This is a genomic window from Streptococcus sp. GS001 (genome assembly GCF_021595565.1).
GTDB classification, from domain to species: Bacteria; Bacillota; Bacilli; order Lactobacillales; family Streptococcaceae; genus Streptococcus; species Streptococcus xiaochunlingii.
This window is the reverse complement of the sequence record NZ_JACSYJ010000001.1, coordinates 458,632-479,805: the sequence shown is the minus strand read 5'-3', so window position 1 is coordinate 479,805 and position 21,174 is coordinate 458,632. Positions and strand designations below refer to the sequence as shown.

General features: G+C 41.5%; 21 protein-coding genes. 6 read left to right on the top strand and 15 right to left on the bottom strand.

Annotation, left to right across the window (positions count from 1 at the left end; translation table 11 throughout):
• Positions 1-26: 26 nt before the first annotated feature.
• Entirely contained in the window at positions 27-2,852 is a 2,826-nt protein-coding gene (ppc, locus tag H8S88_RS02455; protein WP_125335991.1) for a phosphoenolpyruvate carboxylase, read from the bottom strand.
• Between the two features lie 28 nt (positions 2,853-2,880).
• Positions 2,881-4,119 carry a cell division peptidoglycan polymerase FtsW gene (gene ftsW, locus H8S88_RS02450; protein WP_061564188.1) on the bottom strand — a complete coding sequence of 413 codons (1,239 nt, stop codon included), beginning with the start codon at positions 4,117-4,119 and terminating at the stop codon, positions 2,881-2,883.
• Between the two features lie 256 nt (positions 4,120-4,375).
• Here ftsW and H8S88_RS02445 point away from each other — a divergent pair, with 256 nt between their 5' ends.
• From H8S88_RS02445 to H8S88_RS02435, 3 genes are all read left to right on the top strand, one after another.
• On the top strand, positions 4,376-5,239 hold the full coding sequence (locus H8S88_RS02445) for a GH25 family lysozyme (protein WP_061564189.1): 864 nt from the start codon (positions 4,376-4,378) through the stop codon (positions 5,237-5,239).
• Positions 5,240-5,325: 86 nt separating this feature from the next.
• Entirely contained in the window at positions 5,326-5,799 is a 474-nt protein-coding gene (locus H8S88_RS02440; RefSeq protein WP_048689458.1) for an aminoacyl-tRNA deacylase, read from the top strand.
• A 14-nt stretch (positions 5,800-5,813) separates the two neighbouring features.
• On the top strand, positions 5,814-6,437 hold the full coding sequence (locus H8S88_RS02435) for a histidine phosphatase family protein (protein WP_061564190.1): 624 nt from the start codon (positions 5,814-5,816) through the stop codon (positions 6,435-6,437).
• 36 nt (positions 6,438-6,473) lie between these two features.
• On the opposite strand, the gene lysS is transcribed toward H8S88_RS02435, so the two are convergent.
• The 4 genes from lysS to H8S88_RS02415 form a co-directional block, all read right to left on the bottom strand.
• Positions 6,474-7,964 (bottom strand): lysine--tRNA ligase, encoded by a 1,491-nt coding sequence (gene lysS, locus H8S88_RS02430; protein WP_061564191.1) that lies wholly within the window; start codon positions 7,962-7,964, stop codon positions 6,474-6,476.
• Positions 7,965-8,147: 183 nt separating this feature from the next.
• The gene (locus H8S88_RS02425; protein ID WP_236127886.1) at positions 8,148-9,500 is read right to left on the bottom strand and encodes an ABC transporter permease; all 1,353 of its coding nucleotides are present in this window, start codon (positions 9,498-9,500) and stop codon (positions 8,148-8,150) included.
• The gene (locus H8S88_RS02420; RefSeq protein ID WP_006595919.1) at positions 9,500-10,195 is read right to left on the bottom strand and encodes an ABC transporter ATP-binding protein; all 696 of its coding nucleotides are present in this window, start codon (positions 10,193-10,195) and stop codon (positions 9,500-9,502) included. Before H8S88_RS02420 ends, H8S88_RS02425 begins: the two co-directional genes overlap by 1 nt.
• Positions 10,179-11,336 (bottom strand): efflux RND transporter periplasmic adaptor subunit, encoded by a 1,158-nt coding sequence (locus H8S88_RS02415; protein ID WP_125335993.1) that lies wholly within the window; start codon positions 11,334-11,336, stop codon positions 10,179-10,181. The genes H8S88_RS02420 and H8S88_RS02415 overlap by 17 nt, the downstream gene beginning before the upstream one ends.
• A 200-nt stretch (positions 11,337-11,536) precedes the next feature.
• Between H8S88_RS02415 and gorA the strand changes: the two genes are divergently transcribed.
• Entirely contained in the window at positions 11,537-12,886 is a 1,350-nt protein-coding gene (gene gorA, locus H8S88_RS02410) for a glutathione-disulfide reductase (protein ID WP_125335995.1), read from the top strand.
• A gap of 211 nt (positions 12,887-13,097) precedes the next feature.
• On the opposite strand, the gene H8S88_RS02405 is transcribed toward gorA, so the two are convergent.
• Positions 13,098-13,829 carry a cyclase family protein gene (locus tag H8S88_RS02405; protein ID WP_125335997.1) on the bottom strand — a complete coding sequence of 244 codons (732 nt, stop codon included), beginning with the start codon at positions 13,827-13,829 and terminating at the stop codon, positions 13,098-13,100.
• Positions 13,830-14,167: 338 nt separating this feature from the next.
• A complete protein-coding gene (locus H8S88_RS02400; protein WP_006597402.1) occupies positions 14,168-14,380 on the bottom strand; it encodes a YdbC family protein in 213 nt (70 codons plus the stop codon).
• Positions 14,381-14,470: 90 nt separating this feature from the next.
• On the opposite strand from H8S88_RS02400, the gene H8S88_RS02395 reads away from it, so the two are divergent.
• Positions 14,471-14,800 carry a hypothetical protein gene (locus H8S88_RS02395; protein WP_040803002.1) on the top strand — a complete coding sequence of 110 codons (330 nt, stop codon included), beginning with the start codon at positions 14,471-14,473 and terminating at the stop codon, positions 14,798-14,800.
• A 39-nt stretch (positions 14,801-14,839) separates the two neighbouring features.
• Here H8S88_RS02395 and H8S88_RS02390 read toward each other — a convergent pair whose 3' ends face one another.
• Both H8S88_RS02390 and H8S88_RS02385 read right to left on the bottom strand, forming a co-directional pair.
• Positions 14,840-16,126: a peptidase U32 family protein gene (locus H8S88_RS02390; RefSeq protein WP_125335999.1), complete on the bottom strand. Its 1,287-nt coding sequence runs from the start codon at positions 16,124-16,126 to the stop codon at positions 14,840-14,842.
• Between the two features lie 162 nt (positions 16,127-16,288).
• Positions 16,289-17,218: a peptidase U32 family protein gene (locus H8S88_RS02385; protein ID WP_125336001.1), complete on the bottom strand. Its 930-nt coding sequence runs from the start codon at positions 17,216-17,218 to the stop codon at positions 16,289-16,291.
• 131 nt (positions 17,219-17,349) lie between these two features.
• Between H8S88_RS02385 and H8S88_RS02380 the strand changes: the two genes are divergently transcribed.
• Entirely contained in the window at positions 17,350-17,646 is a 297-nt protein-coding gene (locus H8S88_RS02380; RefSeq protein ID WP_125336003.1) for a DUF3270 family protein, read from the top strand.
• 375 nt (positions 17,647-18,021) lie between these two features.
• Here the strand turns inward: H8S88_RS02380 and H8S88_RS02375 are convergent, their stop codons facing one another.
• The 5 genes from H8S88_RS02375 to H8S88_RS02355 form a co-directional block, all read right to left on the bottom strand.
• The gene (locus H8S88_RS02375) at positions 18,022-18,492 is read right to left on the bottom strand and encodes a YtxH domain-containing protein (RefSeq protein ID WP_048789334.1); all 471 of its coding nucleotides are present in this window, start codon (positions 18,490-18,492) and stop codon (positions 18,022-18,024) included.
• Between the two features lie 15 nt (positions 18,493-18,507).
• A complete protein-coding gene (locus H8S88_RS02370; RefSeq protein ID WP_006595909.1) occupies positions 18,508-18,891 on the bottom strand; it encodes a DUF948 domain-containing protein in 384 nt (127 codons plus the stop codon).
• Between the two features lie 11 nt (positions 18,892-18,902).
• Positions 18,903-19,685 carry a prolipoprotein diacylglyceryl transferase gene (gene lgt / locus H8S88_RS02365; RefSeq protein ID WP_048717396.1) on the bottom strand — a complete coding sequence of 261 codons (783 nt, stop codon included), beginning with the start codon at positions 19,683-19,685 and terminating at the stop codon, positions 18,903-18,905.
• Entirely contained in the window at positions 19,682-20,614 is a 933-nt protein-coding gene (hprK, locus tag H8S88_RS02360) for an HPr(Ser) kinase/phosphatase (protein ID WP_048689500.1), read from the bottom strand. Before hprK ends, lgt begins: the two co-directional genes overlap by 4 nt.
• Positions 20,615-20,857: 243 nt before the next feature.
• Entirely contained in the window at positions 20,858-21,133 is a 276-nt protein-coding gene (locus H8S88_RS02355) for a PspC domain-containing protein (RefSeq protein WP_048689503.1), read from the bottom strand.
• Positions 21,134-21,174 lie beyond the last annotated feature (41 nt).

Sequence of the window (21,174 nt, the reverse complement as noted above, 5' to 3'; positions counted from 1 at the left end):
TCGAGATTGGTTTTAAGGGTTCACGATTAACCAGAATTACGCAATCCTGTCGCGACACCATTGATCGTGATATGAATCAACTTGTCCTGATCAGTAGGCAATTCGCCACGTCTCTGGCGTTTAATTAATTCTAATTGAATATAGTTCAGAACATTAAAGTATGGCATACGATAATCTAAACTATCTTTTAGATAAGGGTTCTCAGCTAAGAGTTCATCATGACCTTCAATCTGTAAAATAACATCCTTAGTCAATTGCCACTCGTCCAGGATAATATTGAAGATGTCACGAACCTCCTCTTCCTCACACAGCTTGGCGTATTCAAAAGCAATGTTCATATTGGCTTTTGAGAGCACCATGTCTACGTTTGAAAGAAGAGACTTGAAAAATGGCCATTTTTGGTACATATAACGCAAGGTTTCAATGTTTTCAGGGTCTGCATCAATAAATTCTTTAAAGCTAGACCCTACACCGTACCAACCAGGGAACATCACCCGGCTCTGTGACCATGAAAAGACCCAAGGAATGGCACGCAAGCCACCGATTTCTTTGATAGTCTTTCGGGCTGCTGGACGGGAACCAATATTGAAACTAGAAATAGCCTTAATCGGACTGGATTCGAAGAAGTAATCATAGAAATGCTCATTGCCAAACACCAGTTCACGATAAATATCGTAGCTACGATTGACAATCTGGTCCATTATCTCATTGTACTGATCGGACATGCTCTTTTCACTCTTCTGCTTAGCAATCATCCGGTTAATCGTTGCAGATACCAACATTTCCAAGTTGTAATAAGCTGCATCCTTGTTCCCATATTTATTGCCAATGACCTCACCTTGCTCCGTCAAACGAATGCGGTCATTAATGGATCTCAATGGTTGCGAGGTGATGGCTTCATAGGTTGGACCGCCCCCACGACCAACTGTTCCACCACGGCCATGGAAGAAGGTAATCTTCACACCAAACTCGTCACCAATCGCTGTTAATTGTTGCTGGGCCTTATAAAGAGTCCAACAAGAAGATAGATAACCACCATCTTTGTTACTATCTGAATAACCAAGCATAATTTCTTGGTAGTTATTCTTAGAAGCAATCCAGCGTTTAGCAATTGGCAGTGATAGATACTTTCTCATTGTATCTTCAGATTGATCCAAGTCTTCGATGGTCTCAAAGAGGGGAACAATTTGCACACGTGCGCTTTCCTTGTCAATTAGTCCCACTTCTTTCAACATGATAGCCAACTCAAGCATATCCGATACACTGGTTGCGTGAGAAATAATGGTTTGGCGAATGACATCTTCTCCTAAGCGGTCTTTTAATTCACGCGCTGTTTGGAAAATAGCTAATTCTTTTTCAAGCAATTCTGATTTTTCTGCATGGGTAGCAGATAAAATCCGAGGATCTTCTAACAACTCTTGTAAAAGCAACTCGCACTTTTCGTCTTCTGACAAATCACTATAATGGTCATTGATTCCAGCTTCTTTGAGAAGTTCCGCAACACAGGCTTCATGGACACTCGAATCTTGACGCATATCGATCGAAGCCAAGAAGAATCCAAAGACTTCTACTGCTTCTAATAACTCTGCAAACTCACCTGAGATTAAAGCCTCTGCCTTATTTTCAATCAATGATTCTTGAATAAGGGTCAAATCCTGTTTAAATTCTTCAACTGTCTCGTAATAAGGAGGACGATCTTCTGCCAACTCTTGGATAGCACCACTGATTCGGGTACCGATATAATCAGAAACCACTCCTTGTTGATGGGTGTGAGCACCAAGAAGACGTTCGACCGGATGACGGTCATCTACTGTTGAGCCAACGATAGACCATTCCTTAATATTCAATAAGGTTTGGACCAACTTGGATTGAATATAATGGAAGGCCCGACGGTAAGGCTCCTTCTCTCTAAAGACAGATGTATCACTGGAACGGGCAGCCATCTCTTCAACCGCTTGACTGGTTTTTGAAAGATTGGTAGAGAGGGAGAAGTTCCGATAAAGACTAGAGATTTTCTGAATATAATAGTTGAGAATGACTTCACTTTGAATCGTTGCTGATCGCTTCAAGGTCTCTGCGGTTACAAAAGGATTCCCATCCCGGTCTCCACCGATCCACATTCCCATCGTAATCGGTTTGGGCTGTTGCAACTCAATCCCTTGCTCCTTGGCAAGACGTTTGTATTCCAACATTAAGTTGGGAACAGCCTGAAGGAAGGAACTATTATAGTATTCCATGACGTTGGTAATCTCATTAGTTACCTTGAGTTTCTTTTCACGGATCATATCGGTTTGCATCATAATTTCGATATTACGCCGCAAATTATTGTACCATTTGGTCTCGTTCATCAAGCCAGCTTTTACGTCCCGGTGTTGGCGCAAAAGACTGTGAATGTGAGTGGTTAAATCCAACATGGTTTTCCGTTGCACTTGGGTCGGATGAGCGGTCAATACCGGTACCACATTGAGGTGTTCCAAGATTTCCTGTGCATTTTCAGTCTCAGCTACCTGGAGAATGGTGGACGACAGCTTTCCAAGATAGTCTTGTCCCACATTATTTTGATGATTGATTTCAAAAGCCAAATCGACGTCTTCAGAGATATTAATCAACAAGGGAAGAATGGCAAAGTAGCGAGAAATCACAGTCATCTCTTCATTTGATAGCTCTTTGACAATTTGATCCAATTTTAAATAATCTTTTGAAACAGATAGTTTTTTCAATTCAAGAATCTTATCAAAGGTTTCTGGACTCACCAAATTTTTAGCAATATCTTCTAAAATAGTGGTTAAAATCTCAGCTTCTTCTTTGATAATCTCTTTGTTGGTATAGCTCTCTAGTTTTTGTAAAGTCATGATAATTCCTTTCTTTACTCACTCCGATTTAGTAATAGCTCTGAATTTTCTGAGGCTTCTCGTAAGAAGGGGCCTCTTGAGTAGCTAGGGCGCGCTTTTCACTCGCATCAATATTTAAGACAAGGGCAATCGCAATGGATAAGACCCACAAACTATTTCCCCCTTGTGAAAGGAAGGGGAAGGTCACCCCTGTCGAAGGAATCAGCCCAGAAATCCCACCAATGTTGATGAAGGTTTGGGTCAGGAGCATCCCGCCTATACCAATCGCCATCATCGAATTAAAAGGATCTCTTGCCCGAATCCCGACAAGAATAATACGCAAAATTAAGAAGAACAACAAGGCTAGGATGAGACTAGCTCCCACAAAACCAAGTTCTTCAATAACGATTGAAAAGACAAAGTCTGTATGAGCTTCTGGCAAGTACCCTTGCTTTTCAATCGAATTTCCAAGGCCAAGGCCAAACCAGCCCCCATTACTCATGGCATAATAAGAATTGGCTAGTTGGTGTCCCGAATCTGATAAATCATTAAAGGGGTTGTAAAAAGCACTGAAACGTTTCGCTACATAGCCAAAGACAGGAATTTTAGAGAAACGCTCTACCCCAATTAGCTGAATGGAATAAAGAAGAACGGTTGAGCCTCCCACTAGGATGGCTAATAGGCTTGAAAACCAGCGGTAAGCTATCCCACTTGCACTAATCATAATTAAGGTTGTCAGTGCAAGAATGGTCGCATTTCCTAAGTCTGGCATGATGACCACAATAGCAATCAGGAAGAGCACCATCCAACGCCAATCCGACAAATCTCGAGGAAGCCATTGATTGTGGGTTAACGCTTGGTAATCATATCGTTGAATTTCTTCTTGCTTTTTAGAGAAGACCAAGGCCAAGTACCAGACGATGATAATCTTCAAATACTCAGCTGGCTGAATAGAGAAACCTCCAAAACTCAACCATCCATGCGCACCATTCACCGTATCTGTGATGAAACGCGATAGCAAAAGAAGGATCGTCTCAGCTATAATGAAAATTCCGATGAAGCCCTTTTTCTTAAGGACATTTAATTTCACCTTATAGGTAATCAGAATAGTGATCAAACTTAGAACAAAAAAGATCCCCTGGCTTCTGATCATCCCGAAAGGACTAAGCCCTTTTTGGATGGCTAAGGCACTCGTTGTCGAGTAGACTACTATCAATCCCAATACTGACAAAAGGAGGTAAGGGATCAGGATCGAATAGTTTAAAAAATGACGTTTTTCTAATTTCATGTAACACCCATACTTCTAATTTTCAAATTTCATTATATCACCTTTCAATAGTAAAAAAAAGGAAAGACCAAATAAGATTCGGTTTTCACTTTCAAAAGATGATCAAACAAACCAGTCTGACTCTTATTTCTACTCCAACTATTGTGAGGAAGCAAAGAAAATCGATCCTCTGATTCACTATCATATCATCTTGTTTTTCCTGTTTCCAGGCCCTTTGTTTTGCCTTTTTCCGTCTTTTACGGTAAAATGATTCTGTATGAGAAAAAGGATTAAACCAATTGTCCTCTTTGTCTTTTTCGCAAGTATCTTTTCCTTTTTGGTAATTTCTAAAACAGTAGCAGATATCCAAAGAAATCAACTTGCTAAAAACAAGACCCTACAAGAGGCAAAGAACACCAATCAAACAAAAATCCCATCTTCCTCTTCTTCTGACTTAGTTGAAGAATTAGATCAAGAATTTTTGAATCGACCAATTATCGATATCTCTGGTTGGCAATTGCCAAGCGAGATTGATTATGATCTCTTAGCACAAAATGTTTCCGGAGTCATTGTTCGAGTTCATAGTGGAGCTCAAGCTAAAAAAGAAAATGCCGCGACTTATTTAAATGGAATAGACAAATCATACGAAACTCATATTAAAGAGTTTCAAAAACGAAATATTCCAGTTGCGGTATATGCTTACGTAGCTGCCAAGGACAAAAAAGAAATGGAAAAGGAAGCAGAAGAGTTCTATCAGGCATCCAAAAAATACAAACCAACCTATTATTGGCTGGATGTAGAAGAAAAAACGATGGGTGATATGAACGCTGGCGTGGAGGCCTTCCGTGCCAAGCTAGAATCATTGGGAGCCAAAAATATCGGAATCTATATCGGGACCTATTTCATGGAAGAACATAGTATCTCCACTGATAAATTTACCGCCCTCTGGATTCCAACTTATGGTCATGATGACGGCTACTACAATGCAGCACCATCTACTGATGACGAGTATGATCTTCATCAGTACACCTCTCAGGGACAATTGAATGGTTTCACCCACTACTTGGACTTGAACCAGATTGCTCCTACACAAAATCGAGAAAAAATCTACCGAAAACTATTTACTGTAGAAAAGAATTAAAAGAGGCAACTGCCTCTTTTTCTCTTGAACGGAAACTCAAATAGTATGATATAATGTTAGGAAATTAAGAGAAAGAGAAGAGTGAGATGGCAAAAAAACAAAAAGTAAAAAAAACATTGGTTGAACAAATACTGCAGAAAGCAAAAATCGACCATACAGGATTGCAAATCAATGCTCTTGAGGGAATCATCCCAGAAGGGATTACGACTGATCAAATCTATAAGACACTGGCTCTAACAGGTGATAAAACTGGTCCCGTCATTGGGATTGTTCCCATCTCTGCCCACTTATCCGAAAAAAAATTGGCTAAACTATCTGGCAATAAAAAAGTTAGTATGATTCCACAAAAAGACTTAGAAAAGACGACGGGCTATGTTCATGGGGCCAATAATCCTGTTGGTATCCGACAAAAACACAACTACCCTATTTTTATTGACCAGTCTGCCCTGGAACTCGATCAGATGATTGTCTCTGCAGGTGAAGTTGGTCATAGCATTCAAATCAAGGCGCAAGATTTAGCTGATTTTGTCAAGGCTAGTTTCGAAGACTTAGTCGAGTAAAGGATAAAACCAATATGAAATTATATTTTGTCCGTCACGGACGTACTGAGTGGAATGAAGAGGGACGTATCCAAGGGGCAAATGGTGACTCTCCGCTTTTAGAATCTTCCATCCAACAGTTAAAAGCCTTGGGCCAGCATTTATCTCAAACATACTTTGAAGCAGCTTATTCAAGTGACTTGCCTAGAGCTGTCCATACTGCTCAAATCATTCTCGAGCAAAATCAACATCCTATCTCCCTCCAAGAGACTCCTGCTCTACGGGAATGGCGGCTTGGTAGGTTAGAAGGTAGAAAAATTGTGGAGTTGAAGGCTCTCTATCCGGAGGAAATGAAGGCCTTTCGTCATAATTTAGCTGAGTTTCACCACGATATTTTCGGAGCAGAATCCGTTGAAGAAACCACCCAACGGACCGAAAATTTTATCAAAAGTTTAAAAGACAAGTCTGGCGAGGCCATTCTAATCGTTGGCCATGGCGCTAATTTAACAGCTTCTATTCGGACTCTTCTAGGCTATAAACCAGAGGAACTCCGTAAAAATGGCGGACTCAATAATGCTAGTGTGACGATTCTAACAACAGATGATTTTGAGCACTATCACTTAGATACTTGGAATGATACTTCTTATTTAAAAGACTAAAAAACACTGATCTTGTGATCAGTGTTTTCTTTTAGCTTATTTCATAGTTGGGAAGAGCAATACGTCACGGATAGTAGTCGTATCAGTAAGGAGCATGCAGAGACGGTCGATACCGATTCCCAATCCTCCTGTTGGTGGCATACCATATTCAAGAGCTTCTACATAATCGTAGTCAATTCCAGTTGCTTCGTCGTCTCCCAATTCTTTGGCGCGTGCCTGCGCTTCGAAACGTTCCAATTGGTCGATTGGATCGTTCAATTCTGTAAAGGCATTAGCATATTCCTTTGTCATGATGAAGAGCTCGAAACGATCTGTGAAACGAGGATCTTCGTCATTCTTCTTAGCCAATGGTGATACAGCTACAGGGTGTCCATAGACAAAGGTTGGTTGTGTCAAGGTTTCTTCCACATATTCTTCGAAGAAGGCATTGATAATATGCCCCACTTCAGTGTAGTGTTTTTCAACTGGCACATGTTTTTCTTTAGCAAGGGCTACTGCTTCTTCAAAGCTCATTTCCTGCCAGAAGTCAACACCAGCAATTTCCTTGATCGCATCCACCATGTGGACACGTTTGAATGGTTCATTGATCTTGATTTCAGTTCCCTGATAGTCAACTGGACCATCCCCATGAATGGCTTTCGCAGCATGTTGGATAATCCCTTCCGTCAAGTCCATAATATCTTGGTAGTCAGCGTAAGCTTGGTAGACTTCGATGGAAGTAAATTCTGGGTTGTGGGTAGCATCCATTCCTTCATTACGGAAGATACGTCCGATTTCATAGACGCGTTCCATCCCACCAACGATCAAGCGTTTCAAGTGAAGCTCGGTCGCAATCCGAAGTACCATGTCAATGTTTTGAGCATTATGGTGAGTGATAAACGGACGCGCAGATGCTCCACCAGCTTCATTGTGAAGAACAGGGGTTTCTACTTCAAGGAAGCCTTGACCATCCAAGTAACGACGGATTTCTGAAATGATTTTCGAACGGGTTACAAAGCGGTTAAAGCTTTCACGGTTCGAAATCAAATCCAAGTAGCGTTTGCGGTAGATGGTTTCCACATCAGACAAGCCATGGAATTTTTCAGGCAAGGGACGAAGGGCTTTAGACAAGTGTGTGATGTGAGTAGCTTTGATGGAAAGCTCACCCATATCGGTCCGCATTACTTCTCCTTCTACCCCAAGGAAATCTCCAAGGTCAGCCTTTTTGAAAATTTCATAATTTTCTTCACCGACCGCATCTTTACGAACGTAAATTTGGATTTGACCTTCACGGTCTTGAAGGTGGGCAAAGCCAACCTTCCCTTTCCCACGTTTGGTCACGAGACGGCCTGCAATAATGGCCGTTTCGTTCAAGTCATGAAGTTGTTCTTTATCTAATTCTGAATATTTTTCTTTCAATTGACCAGAATCTGCAGTTCGTTCGAATCGCTTTCCAAATGGGTCGATTCCTTGTTCACGAAGGGCCGCCATCTTTTCGCGACGGACAATCTGCTGGTCATTTAATTCTTCCATATGTTCAGTAGTCATTTGGAACCTCCTAAGTTATTCTCCCCTATTTTATCATATTTGACGGGGAAATACACTATTCTTGAGCAGGAAAAATGAAAAAAGGAATGGAAGGAAAGGGTTCCTTCTCCCTTTTCCATCACATTCCATTCATTCATAATCAAATTTTACTTCATCCGAGTCAACTATATAGGTCATTCATCCTTATTCATAGCGAAGAGCTTCAATCGGATCGAGTTTTGATGCCTTGCTTGCTGGTAAGATACCGAAGACAATTCCAACGCAAGCTGAAAAGATGATACTTCCGATAGCCACTGACATGGAGACGACTGGTGGTCCTTCTAGAGCACCTGCGGCAGCTGTGGCGATGAGGGCATTGACACCATAAGCCAATCCCAGACCGAGAATTCCTCCCATCATGGTCAAGACCATGGATTCGATGAGGAATTGAATCAAGATTTTTCCACGAGTAGCTCCAAGAGCTTTTCTCAGACCGATTTCACGTGTCCGCTCGGTCACAGAAACCAACATGATATTCATGACCCCAATCCCACCAACGAGAAGGGAAATTCCTGCAATCGCACCAATGACTGTTGTCATAATACTGAGCATTTGATTGGTCTGCTCCAAGATACTATCCATGTTAAAGATTTGGAACTCTCCTTGGCGAACTCCCGACAACTCGGTTAACTTTTTCGCCGCTTCGATCCCAGTTGGTTTAATTTGTTTGACATCCGGGATATGCACCACAATAGTAGAAATTTCTTCTGTTCCAAATTCTGAAGCTACTTGGGTATTGGCCATCAAGGCACTTCCTCCAGAAGAAACCCCGTATAATGCAGATCCAGCATTTGGATCCTTGAAGATCCCTACCACCCGATAGTTGTTGTCTCCGACAGCAACCACTTGGTTGAGGGCACTTTCCGTTCCAAACAAGGTCGAAGCTAAGCCTTCATCCAACATGATGACCCGTGAGAAACTCTGATAATCTGAAGGATTTAGTTTTCTTCCTGAAACCAATTCAAATTTTCTTACTGAGAAATAAGTATCATTGACTCCCATGATATTGACCCCTTCAGATTTTTTCTTCTGATAGGAGATAGTGGCATTGGCTGTATTACCAACATAGTAGCCATCAATACCAGGAATTTTGGTCAATTCCTTGACCCATTCTTCTTTAACAACGGGTGGTGTTTCAAGGATTGGATTGTCAACGTCCTCGCTACTTTCCTCTCCATAGCCAGCTGGCGGTGACATTCCTTGGTCTCCTTCACTAGCAACACCGCCTTCGCCACCACCTTCTGCGCCTCCTTCTTCTGAGACAGGTTCTGGCCCAAGATTAAAACCAGTCATGTAGCCACTCTTTCGGGCGGAATAGGAAATCTGAACATATTGTTGATCCTTGGTAAAGGTCTTAGTCACTCCCGCTTTCATCCCATCTCCGAGAGCCATGATGACAACGACTGAGGCAACCCCGATGATAATCCCTACCATGGTTAAGAACGATCTCATTTTATGTCCCATAATGGAACTAATAGCGAATTTCCAGTTCTGCATCAGGCCCTCCTTTCGTTGCGGCTATCCGAAGAAATCACTCCATCTCGAATGACAATCTGACGTTTGGCATAGGCAGCAATCTCCGTTTCGTGGGTCACCATGATGATAGTTTTCCCTTCTTGATTGAGGGCTGTCAAAAGCTCCATAATCTGATCGCCGGTCTTGGAGTCGAGAGCTCCTGTTGGTTCATCCGCTAAGATAATAGAAGGATGATTGACCAAAGCACGCGCGATGGCCACCCGTTGTTTTTGCCCTCCGGACAGTTCCGAAGGAAGGTGGTGCATCCGCGTATCTAGCTCAACTTTCTTTAAAAATTGTTCAGCTAATTCCTTTCGTTTAGAAGGATTCACTCCTGCATAAATCAAGGGAAGCTCGACATTTTGAAAAGCATTGAGTTTCGATAGAAGAAAGAATTGTTGGAAGACAAAGCCTATTTGCTCATTGCGAACCTGGGCTAATTTCTTCTCACTAAGATTTCCTACTTCTTCCCCCTCTAGCCTATACTCACCGCTGGTCGGACGATCCAGAAGACCAATGATGTTCATTAGGGTAGATTTCCCAGACCCGGAAGGTCCCATGATAGCTAGAAATTCCCCTTCTTCCACATCTAAATGGATATCCTTTAATACCTGTAGGGTTTGATCGCCATTTTGATAACTTTTATTGATGTTTTTCAGCTCAATCAATTTTGTCATATTTTCCGACCTCTTTCCCATCTTCCAAATCGCCAGAAGGGTTGGTGATGACTTGAGCATCCTTGTTCAAACCAGATAAGATTTCTTGATTTTCTGCATCTGCATTTCCTAAGGTAACATTGACTTTTTTAGCCTTGCCAGCTTCAATCGTCCAAACATAGCTTTGATCGCCGTCTGATAAGACACTTGTCACAGGAACCAAAGGATGGATGGTTGAACTTTTTACTTCAATATTGACAGAGAAACCTTGTTTCAAATCACCAATCTCACTGGTAATCTCTACCGTAAACGGATATTTAGCTCCCCCTGTTCCTTGTCCAGAACCTGCGGCATTTGCACCAGCCTGACCAGCTTCTGTCGGATAATTGGCAACGTAGCTAATCTTTCCAGTCCATTTTTTCCCAGGATAGACCTTAGAGGTTAAGGTCACTTCCTGACCAACTGAAATGTTGGCTAGATTGTACTCAGACAACTCACCTTTTACTTGAAGGTTACCGTTGCTGACAATATGAACAAGGGTTTGGTTGGTTCCGGTTGTTGATTTGGAGACATCTTTATTGACTTCTACAACCGTTCCATCTGTACTACTTTTTACGGTTGTAGCATCCAACAAAGCTTTAGCTTTTTCCATATTGGCTACAGCATCCGCACGGGCATCGCGCAAATCACCCACTTGTGTGTCCAAAGAACGTTGGGCTTGAGAGGCTGATTTGCTATCTGCTTCCTCATCCCCTGTTGTATCAATGGTCACTCCATTGGTCATGAGATCGTTCAATTGACGATCTGCCTTATTGACCGCACGTACTGCCGCGTCATAGGCAGTTTGCGCTTCTGTACTACTATATTGAACAATAGCTTGGCCGGCGGTTACTTGATCCCCGACATTCACTAGGATGGATTGCAAATCTCCTTTGGTTCCGTCAAAATAAATATATTGTTCTTGATTGGCTGTGACCTTACCTGTCAATAAAACAGAGGAAGCAATCGAACCTTCTTTCACGGTTTGTACCATAGGTGTCATATTGACCATTTCTTCAGGGCCACTACCTGATTTTCCAAAAGCAAGCCAGCTCCCCATTCCTACAACTGCTATAGCAGCACCAGTCGCTGTAATAATTTGCCATTTTTTAAATTTCTTCATTTCTTTCCTCCAATATTCGAAAGCGTTTCAAAGTATAAGTTTAGTATATCATATTTCCTCATTTTTCAATTCAGAATCATCTGTTTTGCACGTTTTTTTTGCTATCTTGTTTTCTCCTCCTATTCAACGATGGCAATTTCTTGATTTTTGTAACCTTTGTTGTTACAATGAAAGTGTAAATCAACAAAGGAGTACTAACCATGAAAGAATTTGATATTATCTCCATTGGTGGAGGTAGCGGAGGGATTGCTACCATGAACCGAGCTGGAGAACATGGAGCCCGAGCTGCTGTTATTGAAGAAAAGCAACTAGGTGGGACCTGTGTCAACAAAGGATGTGTCCCTAAAAAAATTATGTGGTATGGCGCCCAAATTGCTGAAGCCATTCGTGATTACGGTCCAGATTATGGGTTTACTTCTGAACAGACCAATTTTGATTTTGCGACCTTAAGAAAAAATCGCGAAGCTTATATTGATCGGGCTCGTTCTTCTTATGATGGCAGTTTTAAACGAAATGGTGTGGAGTATATCCAAGGTCGCGCTCGCTTTGTCGACGCCCATACAGTCGAAGTCAACGGGGAAACCATCAAGGCTAAACACATTGTGATCGCTACAGGGGCTCATGCTTACATCCCAGATCTACCTGGAGCAGACCTAGGAGAAACCTCTGACGATGTCTTTGCTTGGGAAGAACTACCAAAATCAGTTGCCATTATTGGCGCTGGCTACATTGCGGTAGAACTAGCCGGTGTGCTACATGCCCTTGGTGTTAAGACAGACCTCTTCGTTCGAGGTGATCGTCCTTTAAGAAAGTTTGATTCTTACATTGTCGATGGCTTAATGGAGGAGATGGATAAACAAGGATTGCCTCTCCATCCTCACAAGGTTCCTGTCCGACTCACAAAGGAAGAAAATGGTCAAATCCGAGTCTATTTCGAAGACCAAACATCTTTTGTTGCTGATCATGTCATCTGGGCGACTGGGCGCAAACCAAACATCCAAGACCTTAATCTAGAAGCTGCGGGTGTCACCTTAAATGAAAAAGGATTCATTGCAGTGGATGAATACCAGAATACAGTTGTTCCTGGCATCTATGCTCTTGGAGATGTCACGGGCGAAAAAGAATTAACTCCTGTCGCTATCAAGGCAGGGCGTACCCTATCCGAACGTCTCTTTAATGGAAAAACCGATGCTAAAATGGACTACGCAACCATTCCGACCGTTATCTTTTCCCATCCCGCTATTGGTACAGTCGGTCTCACTCAAGAAGAAGCCGAAAAACAATATGGAAAAGACGTCATCAAGGTCTATACTTCAAGTTTCGCCTCTATGTATTCAGCTGTGACCCAGCATCGTCAGTTGGCTAAATTTAAACTCATCACTGCAGGACCGGAAGAAACCGTTGTCGGTCTCCATGGACTTGGGTATGGGGTAGATGAAATGATCCAAGGATTTGCTGTTGCTATCAAGATGGGAGCCACAAAAGCTGATTTCGATGCGACAGTCGCTATTCATCCAACTGGATCCGAAGAATTCGTTACCATGCGCTAATATCAGAAAAGGTTTGTTCGACAAACCTTTTTCTTCTGTTTTTATTTTAATGGATCATCATTGGAGCTACCATAGTCTAATCTTTCATTTTAACTTTCTTTCCTTACATTTTTGTAAGATAACAAGGTTTGACAAGATATCTTTCAGATTCACTAATAGATTTCAACATCCATATAAAAGAGCCTGAAGATACGCTTCAGGCTCTGTTTTTTTAAGGCAAGATAGCAATGGCACGAACAGGTGAACCAGTTGCCTTGTCCCAGTGAGGGAAGGCAATTGAAATCAAGGCACCTACTGCTGGCACTTGATCCAAGTGGTTCAAGACTTCTACTTGGTAGATATTTTGTTCCAAAAGGTAGTATTCATTGACCAAGCCATGCTCTGCTGCTGGAATACCAGCATCTGTGTCAAAGGTTTCATGACCCACAGCCTTGACATGACGTTCATGAATCAAGAATTCCAAAGCTTCACGGCTCCATCCTGGACTTTGTTGAACCCCATTTTCATCGAGGTTACGCATAGCATCTTGATCTGGCCAACGTTTTGACCAATCACTACGGAAGGCAACAAAAGCACCCTCAGCAATTTGTCCATGCTCTGCCTCAAAGTCTAAGATATCTTGTTTGCTCAAGATAAAGTTTGGATTCGCGGCAACTTCTTTAGACCTGTCGATAACATAGAGTGGCAAGAGGAGATCTTTGAGGTCAATCTCATCCAACCAACGACCACCTTCTACAAAGTGAATCGGTGCATCAATATGTGTTCCGTATTGACCAACCACTGTAAATTTTTGAACATGGAAACCATCTTTTAATGTGAAAAGGTCTTCTTGTTGCAAAGCAGGAAGGGCTGGGAAGTGTGGACTTTCTGCATTGATTTGGTGACTCAAGTCCACCCATTTTTTAGCTTGCAATTCTTTATAAATACTTAGTAAATCTGACATATGGATTCCTTTCCTATAAGTGCTACATGAGATAAACGAATAAGGTTATTATAACAGTCTATCCCATCATCCACAATGATTTACGTTAATCTTGTTTTCTTGAATGGGATATAGTTTCAAGCTATAATTATTGAAAACAGCAAAAAAGAGGCTGGGACAAAAGTCCTAGCCTCTCAAATGTCTTTGGATTATCGAGCAAGACGCAGTGGTTGAGTGGGCTCTACCACGCTGATTTCATCAGCTTTTACAGCCCTACTCAACTATGCGGAGGTGGGACGACGAAATCGAATTCTAATGAATTACTGATTTCTGTCCCACTCTCTTTCTTACTCAGCCTATTACTGTTTAAATGCATCTAGCAGAACTTGGAATTCTTCATTGGTGAGCGTGATCCCCTTGCCCATCTTCGTATGGTCTGGGCTCCAAGTTCGGATATCATACTTGGCAGGTGCTCCATTAAAGCTAACCCGGTTTAACTCCTTGGTCCATCCTTTTTCATTTTCAGATAAGACCAAGAGTTGTTCTTCAATTTCAAAACTAAAATCTGCCATTTCATACTCCTTTCAATGTCTTTCACCTTAATAATTCGTAAAAAATTTTACAAAATGAATGAAATTTTCTATAATATATTGTATCAACTTATGGAGAATTATGCTATGAAAAGATTTCTTGAGCTTCTCAAGGACCGAGCCAATGAATTTTTCAACGATAAAACCTCTCAACCAGCTCCTTTAGAGGATGGTAAAACGATTCAAATTATTGAACTGGCCCTTCGAAAAAAACAAGGAGTCCATGTCATCTTCCAAAATAAGAGTTTTACAGGCGATATCGTGAAATATGATCAGGAACGAAAACAACTCATTGTCAAGAATTTTAAAAAGAGTATGTCAACTATCATTCGAATTTCAGACATTCAAAAGATTAGTCTCGTTCCACATACGATTCGAATCGCACAACAAAAAACACCGTAAACTTCCAAGCTTGGGAAGCATGCGGTGTTTTTTTACGTTTTAGGCACGAACTGTTTGGCTAGTTCCATCTTCTTTATAGAGGTTGATCAAGCCCTCTTTGAGTGCACGGATCATATCACCTGGTTCAACTGGTGTTGGCATATGAATGGTCAATAACTCCATCGGATTTGGAGCCCGATCAATTTTATTGCCCTTGGCATCATGCAAATCTTCAATGACTGTTTCAAAATGACGGAACCCAGGTCCGTAAAACTCTACTTGGTCTCCTTCATTGATGACATTCCGTTGTCGAATGGTCGCAATTTGCTTGTCCGCATCATAGGCTACCACTTCTCCGACAAACTTGTACTCTGGAATCTTCCGACGAGCCCCAAACAGTTGCTCGTTTTCAGACGGTGTTCCGTAATAGAATCCTGTAGCCAACTCACGTTGGGCAACCTTCCACATTTCATCAATCAAGTCTTGCTTAATCGCTTCAAACTTTTCAGGACTTTCCAAATAAGCATCAACAGCTGCCTTGTAGCAGTTCGTTACAGTAGAGACATAGTGAATGGACTTCATCCGACCTTCAATCTTGAGGCTGTCCACTCCATTTTCAATCATATCAGGGATATGGTCAATCATCGACATATCCACAGCTGACATCGAGAATTCTTCAGGGATTTCCCCTTTGAGACTCTTACGTTCTTGGCCAAATGGCATATCGTAGAGATCGTACTTCCAACGACAAGATTGGGAACATCCTCCACGGTTGGCATCACGCATACTCATATGATTGGACAAGGTACAACGGCCAGAGTAGGAGATACACATTGCTCCGTGAACAAAGGCTTCAATTTCAACATCCGTCCGCTTACGAATTTTCGCTAGTTCTTCCATCGAAACTTCGCGAGCCAAAACGACCCGTGTCAAGCCCAAGTCTTTCCAAAACTCTAGAGTTTCATAGTTGGTGGCACTAGCTTGGGTAGAGAGGTGAATTTCCAAGCCAGGAGCTTCTGTCGCTGCGATGGTAATCAAGGCAGGGTCTGAAACAATGACCGCTGCGATTCCGATATCCCGTAAGCGACGGAACCATTCACCAGCTCCAACTTCATTTCCTTCATGCATGACCATATTGGCTGCAACATAGACCTTGGCACCATACTTAGCCGCAAATTGGACACCTTCTTCCATTTGCTCAAAGGTGAAGTTTCCTGCACGGCTACGAAGACCATAGGCCTGACCACCGATGAAGACTGCATCCGCACCATAGCGCACAGCAACCTTTAGTTTCTCAAGTGTTCCCGCAGGTGATAGAACCTCAGGACGTTTCAATTGTTTTGTCATCATATCTCCTAGTATATTACAAGTATATTAGTTAGATTATCAATCTTGTCTATTTTATAGCAAATCCAGTCGAAAGGCAATGGTTTGGGAATTGTTTTGACAATTCTCATTCTTTACCATCACCAAAAAGGAAGGCCCGCACTCTTGGCAGGCTTTTCTCCTTTATTTAACCATGTCTGGATCGTAATCATAAAATCCAGTGTCAAGGAAACGATTCTTAGGATGCAATTGGTGAATCTGCTCATCCAATAAGAAGGCTTGATCAGATGTGAAAGTCCCAGCTTCTAGAAGCTCACGTGCTTTCACAAAACACTTGGCAATTTCCACAAAGTTTTGACCAGGTGTATAAATCCCCTCTAACTTCCAGTGAGTAAAACCATGCTCGACTAACTCAGAGAGTTTGGTCATCAAATCCAGGTCATTATTGGCAAAAATATGAGTTCCATGCTTGTCCTCAAAGATAGAATAGTGGCTTTCTGGATCTCCTGGTTCTGCCAAAAAGAGATCACGCTCTCTCGTCTTTTCATCATCGATATGAGTAAAATTATAATAATTTTGTAGAAGAGGACGTTTAGAATGGTGAATCACACTGGCCCCATAAACCAATACTTCAGCAGGAATCTCTAAAATTTCTGGCATCTTGAAAAGCTCTGCAGATGGGATTTCTCGAGCAAGAACAGCTTCAGAAACACCAGCCTTCTGTCCCCAAAAATTGATCTGACGGCTACTTGTCACCATGGTAGAAGCATCATAAATGGTTTTAAAGTTATAGCCATCCCGCTTCAATACATAAAAGACGCCTGCATCTCCCACCGTGATATAATCGACGTTAATCGAAGCAAGGAAATCTAAAAATGGTTTGATACGATCCATCATGTCTTGGTGCATCAAGGCATTGACAGCCACTGTCATTTCCTTACCTGCGGCATGGACCAGTTCAGAAATTCGACTTAATTCGTCATACGAGAAAGTATGAGGAAGTCGTAATCCAAATTCCTTTTCTCCGACATAAATACGGTCCACACCTACTTCCAGAAGGGCTTGAACCTGTTCAATACTTTCAGCTGTAGCTGTAATAATTATCTTTTTCATGAAAACTATTATACCAAAAAAGTCATTTTGCTCTCTAAATTTCTTAATTTTGTAAAAATTGTAACAGTTTTGTAACATTTCTATGCATGAAAACGTGTTAAAATAATAGAGTACTGTTAGGAGAGAGAAATATGCTCGCAAGAAAACTTAGAGTTGTTGAAGAATACGACTATGTCGAAGTCCCTCTTCAACAAGAGAATACAACAACTAATTATGATTTTAACCTTGATACTGAACCAGCTCCGCAATTAAGTGAGCTACTATTTTTCCTTAATATTGCTGTGTTTTGTGTCTTAACTGTTTTATTTAGTTTCGTCTTTTTATCAATGAAGATGAATACCTTCTTTGCTTTTGCCTCAGCAATTGCTTGTAGTTTGGGAAGTATCCAAGCTTTCCGCATTTTCCAGTTAAAACGGAAACAGGACTAAGATTACATTTTTAGCCTCCTTCGGGAGGCTTTTTGGCATTTCCCATCCTCGTTTTTCATTGTATAAGAGAAATCCCTCACCAATGGTGAGAGATTTTTGAATGTGGACTAACCATTGTGTCACATAAAACAGCTAGACGATTTTCAAAAAATGACTTTTACTTTTTTAGCCATTTGAGAAGATTAATAACTTTCCGCTGTGAGAAAAGTGCCTGAAACTAAGTTGTTTCAGGCACTCGGGAGTTTTGAGACCTTAGGCTCAAAACTAAGTCATGGAACTTCTTCGAAGTTCGCTGACGTCCGTACTCACCTAAGAAAAGTTTTTCAGAAGACTTTATCTTCAATCTGAATCCCTCACCATTGGTGAGGGATTATTTTATTCTTCTTCTACAGCTGTTTCTTTGATCTCTTCTTCCACTTCTGGAAGAGCTGTTTCTTCTTCTAATTCAAGGACAATCTCTTCACTTTCTTTTTCCTGTTTAGGCTGGAAAGGACTTGCTTGATTGCCGGTCTTTTGCTGGATTTTTTCCTTAATCGTTTGGATAGCATCTTGTGAAAATTCTACCACATCCTGCGTCTTATCTTTCACTGTCTCGATAACAGTGTCTTTGTTGATCTCGCCACTTTCAACTTTTTCTTTGGTTTGCTGAATAGCGTCTGACGCTTGCTTGGATAACTCCATTGCAGATTGTTTCACAGAATCATGAACTTCTTGTGGATTCTCTTGGTATTCTTTTACAAAACCTTTGACTTTCCCAGTCAACTCTTTCCCTTTTTCTGTTGTTAGGAAGTAGGCAACAGATGCGCCAGTGATCGTTCCAATTAACAATGATGATAAACGTCCCATAAGGTACCTCTTTTCTTATTTAAATAATTTCATAGCCATGCGAGCTGCTTTTAATCCGACAGATGTTTTAACGGTCTTTCCACCAACTACGACAGCTTTTTTGCTAATCTGACGCGCTTGATCATTCAGATCTGATACAGATACAGACAAATCTGCCACTGCAGTGAAGAGTGGATCAATGGTTGCAACTTTTTGATTCAAATCTTCTGTCAAAACATTCACTTTTGCTAACAACTCATTGGTTTGGTGTAGAGTTACATTCACATCTGATGTCAAGGTCTTAATCGTTACCTGAGTCTCATCTACAACTTTTCCAATCTTTGAAAACAAGATAATCAAGTAGATGACCAAAACTACTAAAGCTAACCCTAAAAGCCCATAGGCAATTTCAATAAACATTTCTTTTCTCCTTAATCTATTTCCGTTCTATAAAATGGTGCATTCTTTTTTCGTTGATAGATCATGATGCTGATTCCAAGTAGGATGAGGATGAGGGAAAGCCATTGTGAAACTCGAATTCCCAAAAACATCAAGCTATCTGTCCGCATTCCTTCAATAATCATTCGACCAAAGCCATACCAGATCAGATAGAAAGCAGTAATTTCGCCCTTTCTCAAAAGTTTCGGACGACGACGCAAGTAGAGAATCAGCACAAAACCAAGCAAGTTCCAACAAGATTCATATAAGAAGGTCGGTTGACGGTAATGTCCATCAATAAACATCTGATTCCGAATGAAAGAAGGTAAATAATCTAAATTCTTAACAATGGCTCCGTAGGCTTCTTGGTTAACAAAATTACCCCAACGGCCAATACTTTGAGCTATCATGACACTCGGTGCAGCGATATCTAAAAAATCAACCGGATCAATCAAACGACTGCGTGAAAATAGGTAGAGGACTAGAGCCCCTGCCAGGAGTCCACCATAGATAGCGATCCCACCGTTCCATACGGCAAAAATCTCTCCTGGGTGTTCCCTGTAATAAGACCATTGAAAGATAACATAGTAAAGACGGGCCCCTATGATCGCTACTGGAAAAGCAATCAGAATGAAATCAATAATATCGTCTGACTCTATCCCTTTACGAGGGGCTTCTTTCATGGACAGGATGACTGCCAAAAGGAGACCGAGGACGATACAAATCGCATACCAGCGAATGCTAAAGGGACCAAGTTGAATGGCTACTGGATTCATACTTTCACCTCATTCTGATCAATCAACTGGGTCAATCGATCTTCAAAGGTTTTAGTAGCATCATATCCCATTTCTTTGGCGCGGTAGTTCATCGCGGCTGCTTCAATGACAACGGAAATATTGCGACCTGTCTTAACAGGGATGCGAATTCTTGGAATAGTCACTCCACAGAACTCAATTTCTTCTGCATTATTGCCAAGACGATCGTAGGTTTGTTCCTTAGTGTAGTTTTCCAAGTAGACAGCGATTTGAACCTGTGAAGAATCCTTCACAGCACTGGCACCATAGAGACTCATAACATCAATGATCCCTACTCCCCGAATCTCTAGCAGATGGCGTAGAATTTCAGCAGGCTCACCCCACAAGGTCATCTCATCACGGGCGAAGACATCTACCCGGTCGTCTGCTACCAAACGATGGCCTCGTTTGACTAGCTCTAACCCAGTCTCACTCTTCCCGATTCCGCTATCTCCTTGGATCAGAACCCCCATACCATAGATATCCATCAAGACACCATGGACACTGGTTCTTTCCGCAAGGAGAGAATCTAGGTAGCTTGATAGTTCACCAGACAATCGACTAGTGGGAACGCGACTGCTGAGAATAGCGATTTGCTTTTCCTCAGCGGCGAGAAGCATTTCTTCGGGAACCTCTAGATCCCGCGCGATGATGAGTACCGGTGTTTCCGGCTGGAACATCTTTCTCAAAACTTGGTGACGATTGTGGGAGGTCATTTTGATGAGGTAAGACCACTCTTTCATCCCAACCAATTGAATTCGTTCTGGAGTATAGTAATCAAAATATCCTGTCATTTCAAGTCCAGGACGTGAAATATCTGCCGTTGTGATTTCTTTTTCAAATAGGCTTTCATTGCCGTACACAACCTTCAAACGAAGCTTATCAATTAAATCTCGGACTGTTATTGCCATAGGCTTCTCCCTTTTTGTTTTCTCTTACTATTATAGCAAATTATCCCAGGTAAGACTTGCTCAAGCATCTTTTTTTGGTATCGAAACTGATGCTATTATTCTCACACTTATTCCAGTACTCTTTGATGTTTCTCTTTATCCTTGTTATCCCATTTTTCCATCGTCCTCTTTTTTAGTTAAAAAAACAAAGATGGAGAAAGGCCAAGCCCTTCTCCACATTCTTATTCGATTCATGAAAATTCTTTAAAAGAATGGATCATCGTCTTTGATTACTTGTGCATCCTTCCGTTTACGAGGTCCGAGGCCATACTTTTCTCTTTCAAGGTCTTCTTTATACGGCAAGGAGAAGGCACACAGGCAATAAATAGCCAAGCCTACAAGCCCATAAGCATGAAAGATACTAAAGAGCACAAAGAGAAAACGCAATAGGTTTGCATCGAGCCCAAATCGATCCGCTAGTCCAGCAAATACTCCGAAAACGATTCTGCCTCGACGTAATTTATAAAAAGTTGGATTCAAGGGCCTACCTCCTATTATTTTAGAACAGTATATCCCGAAAT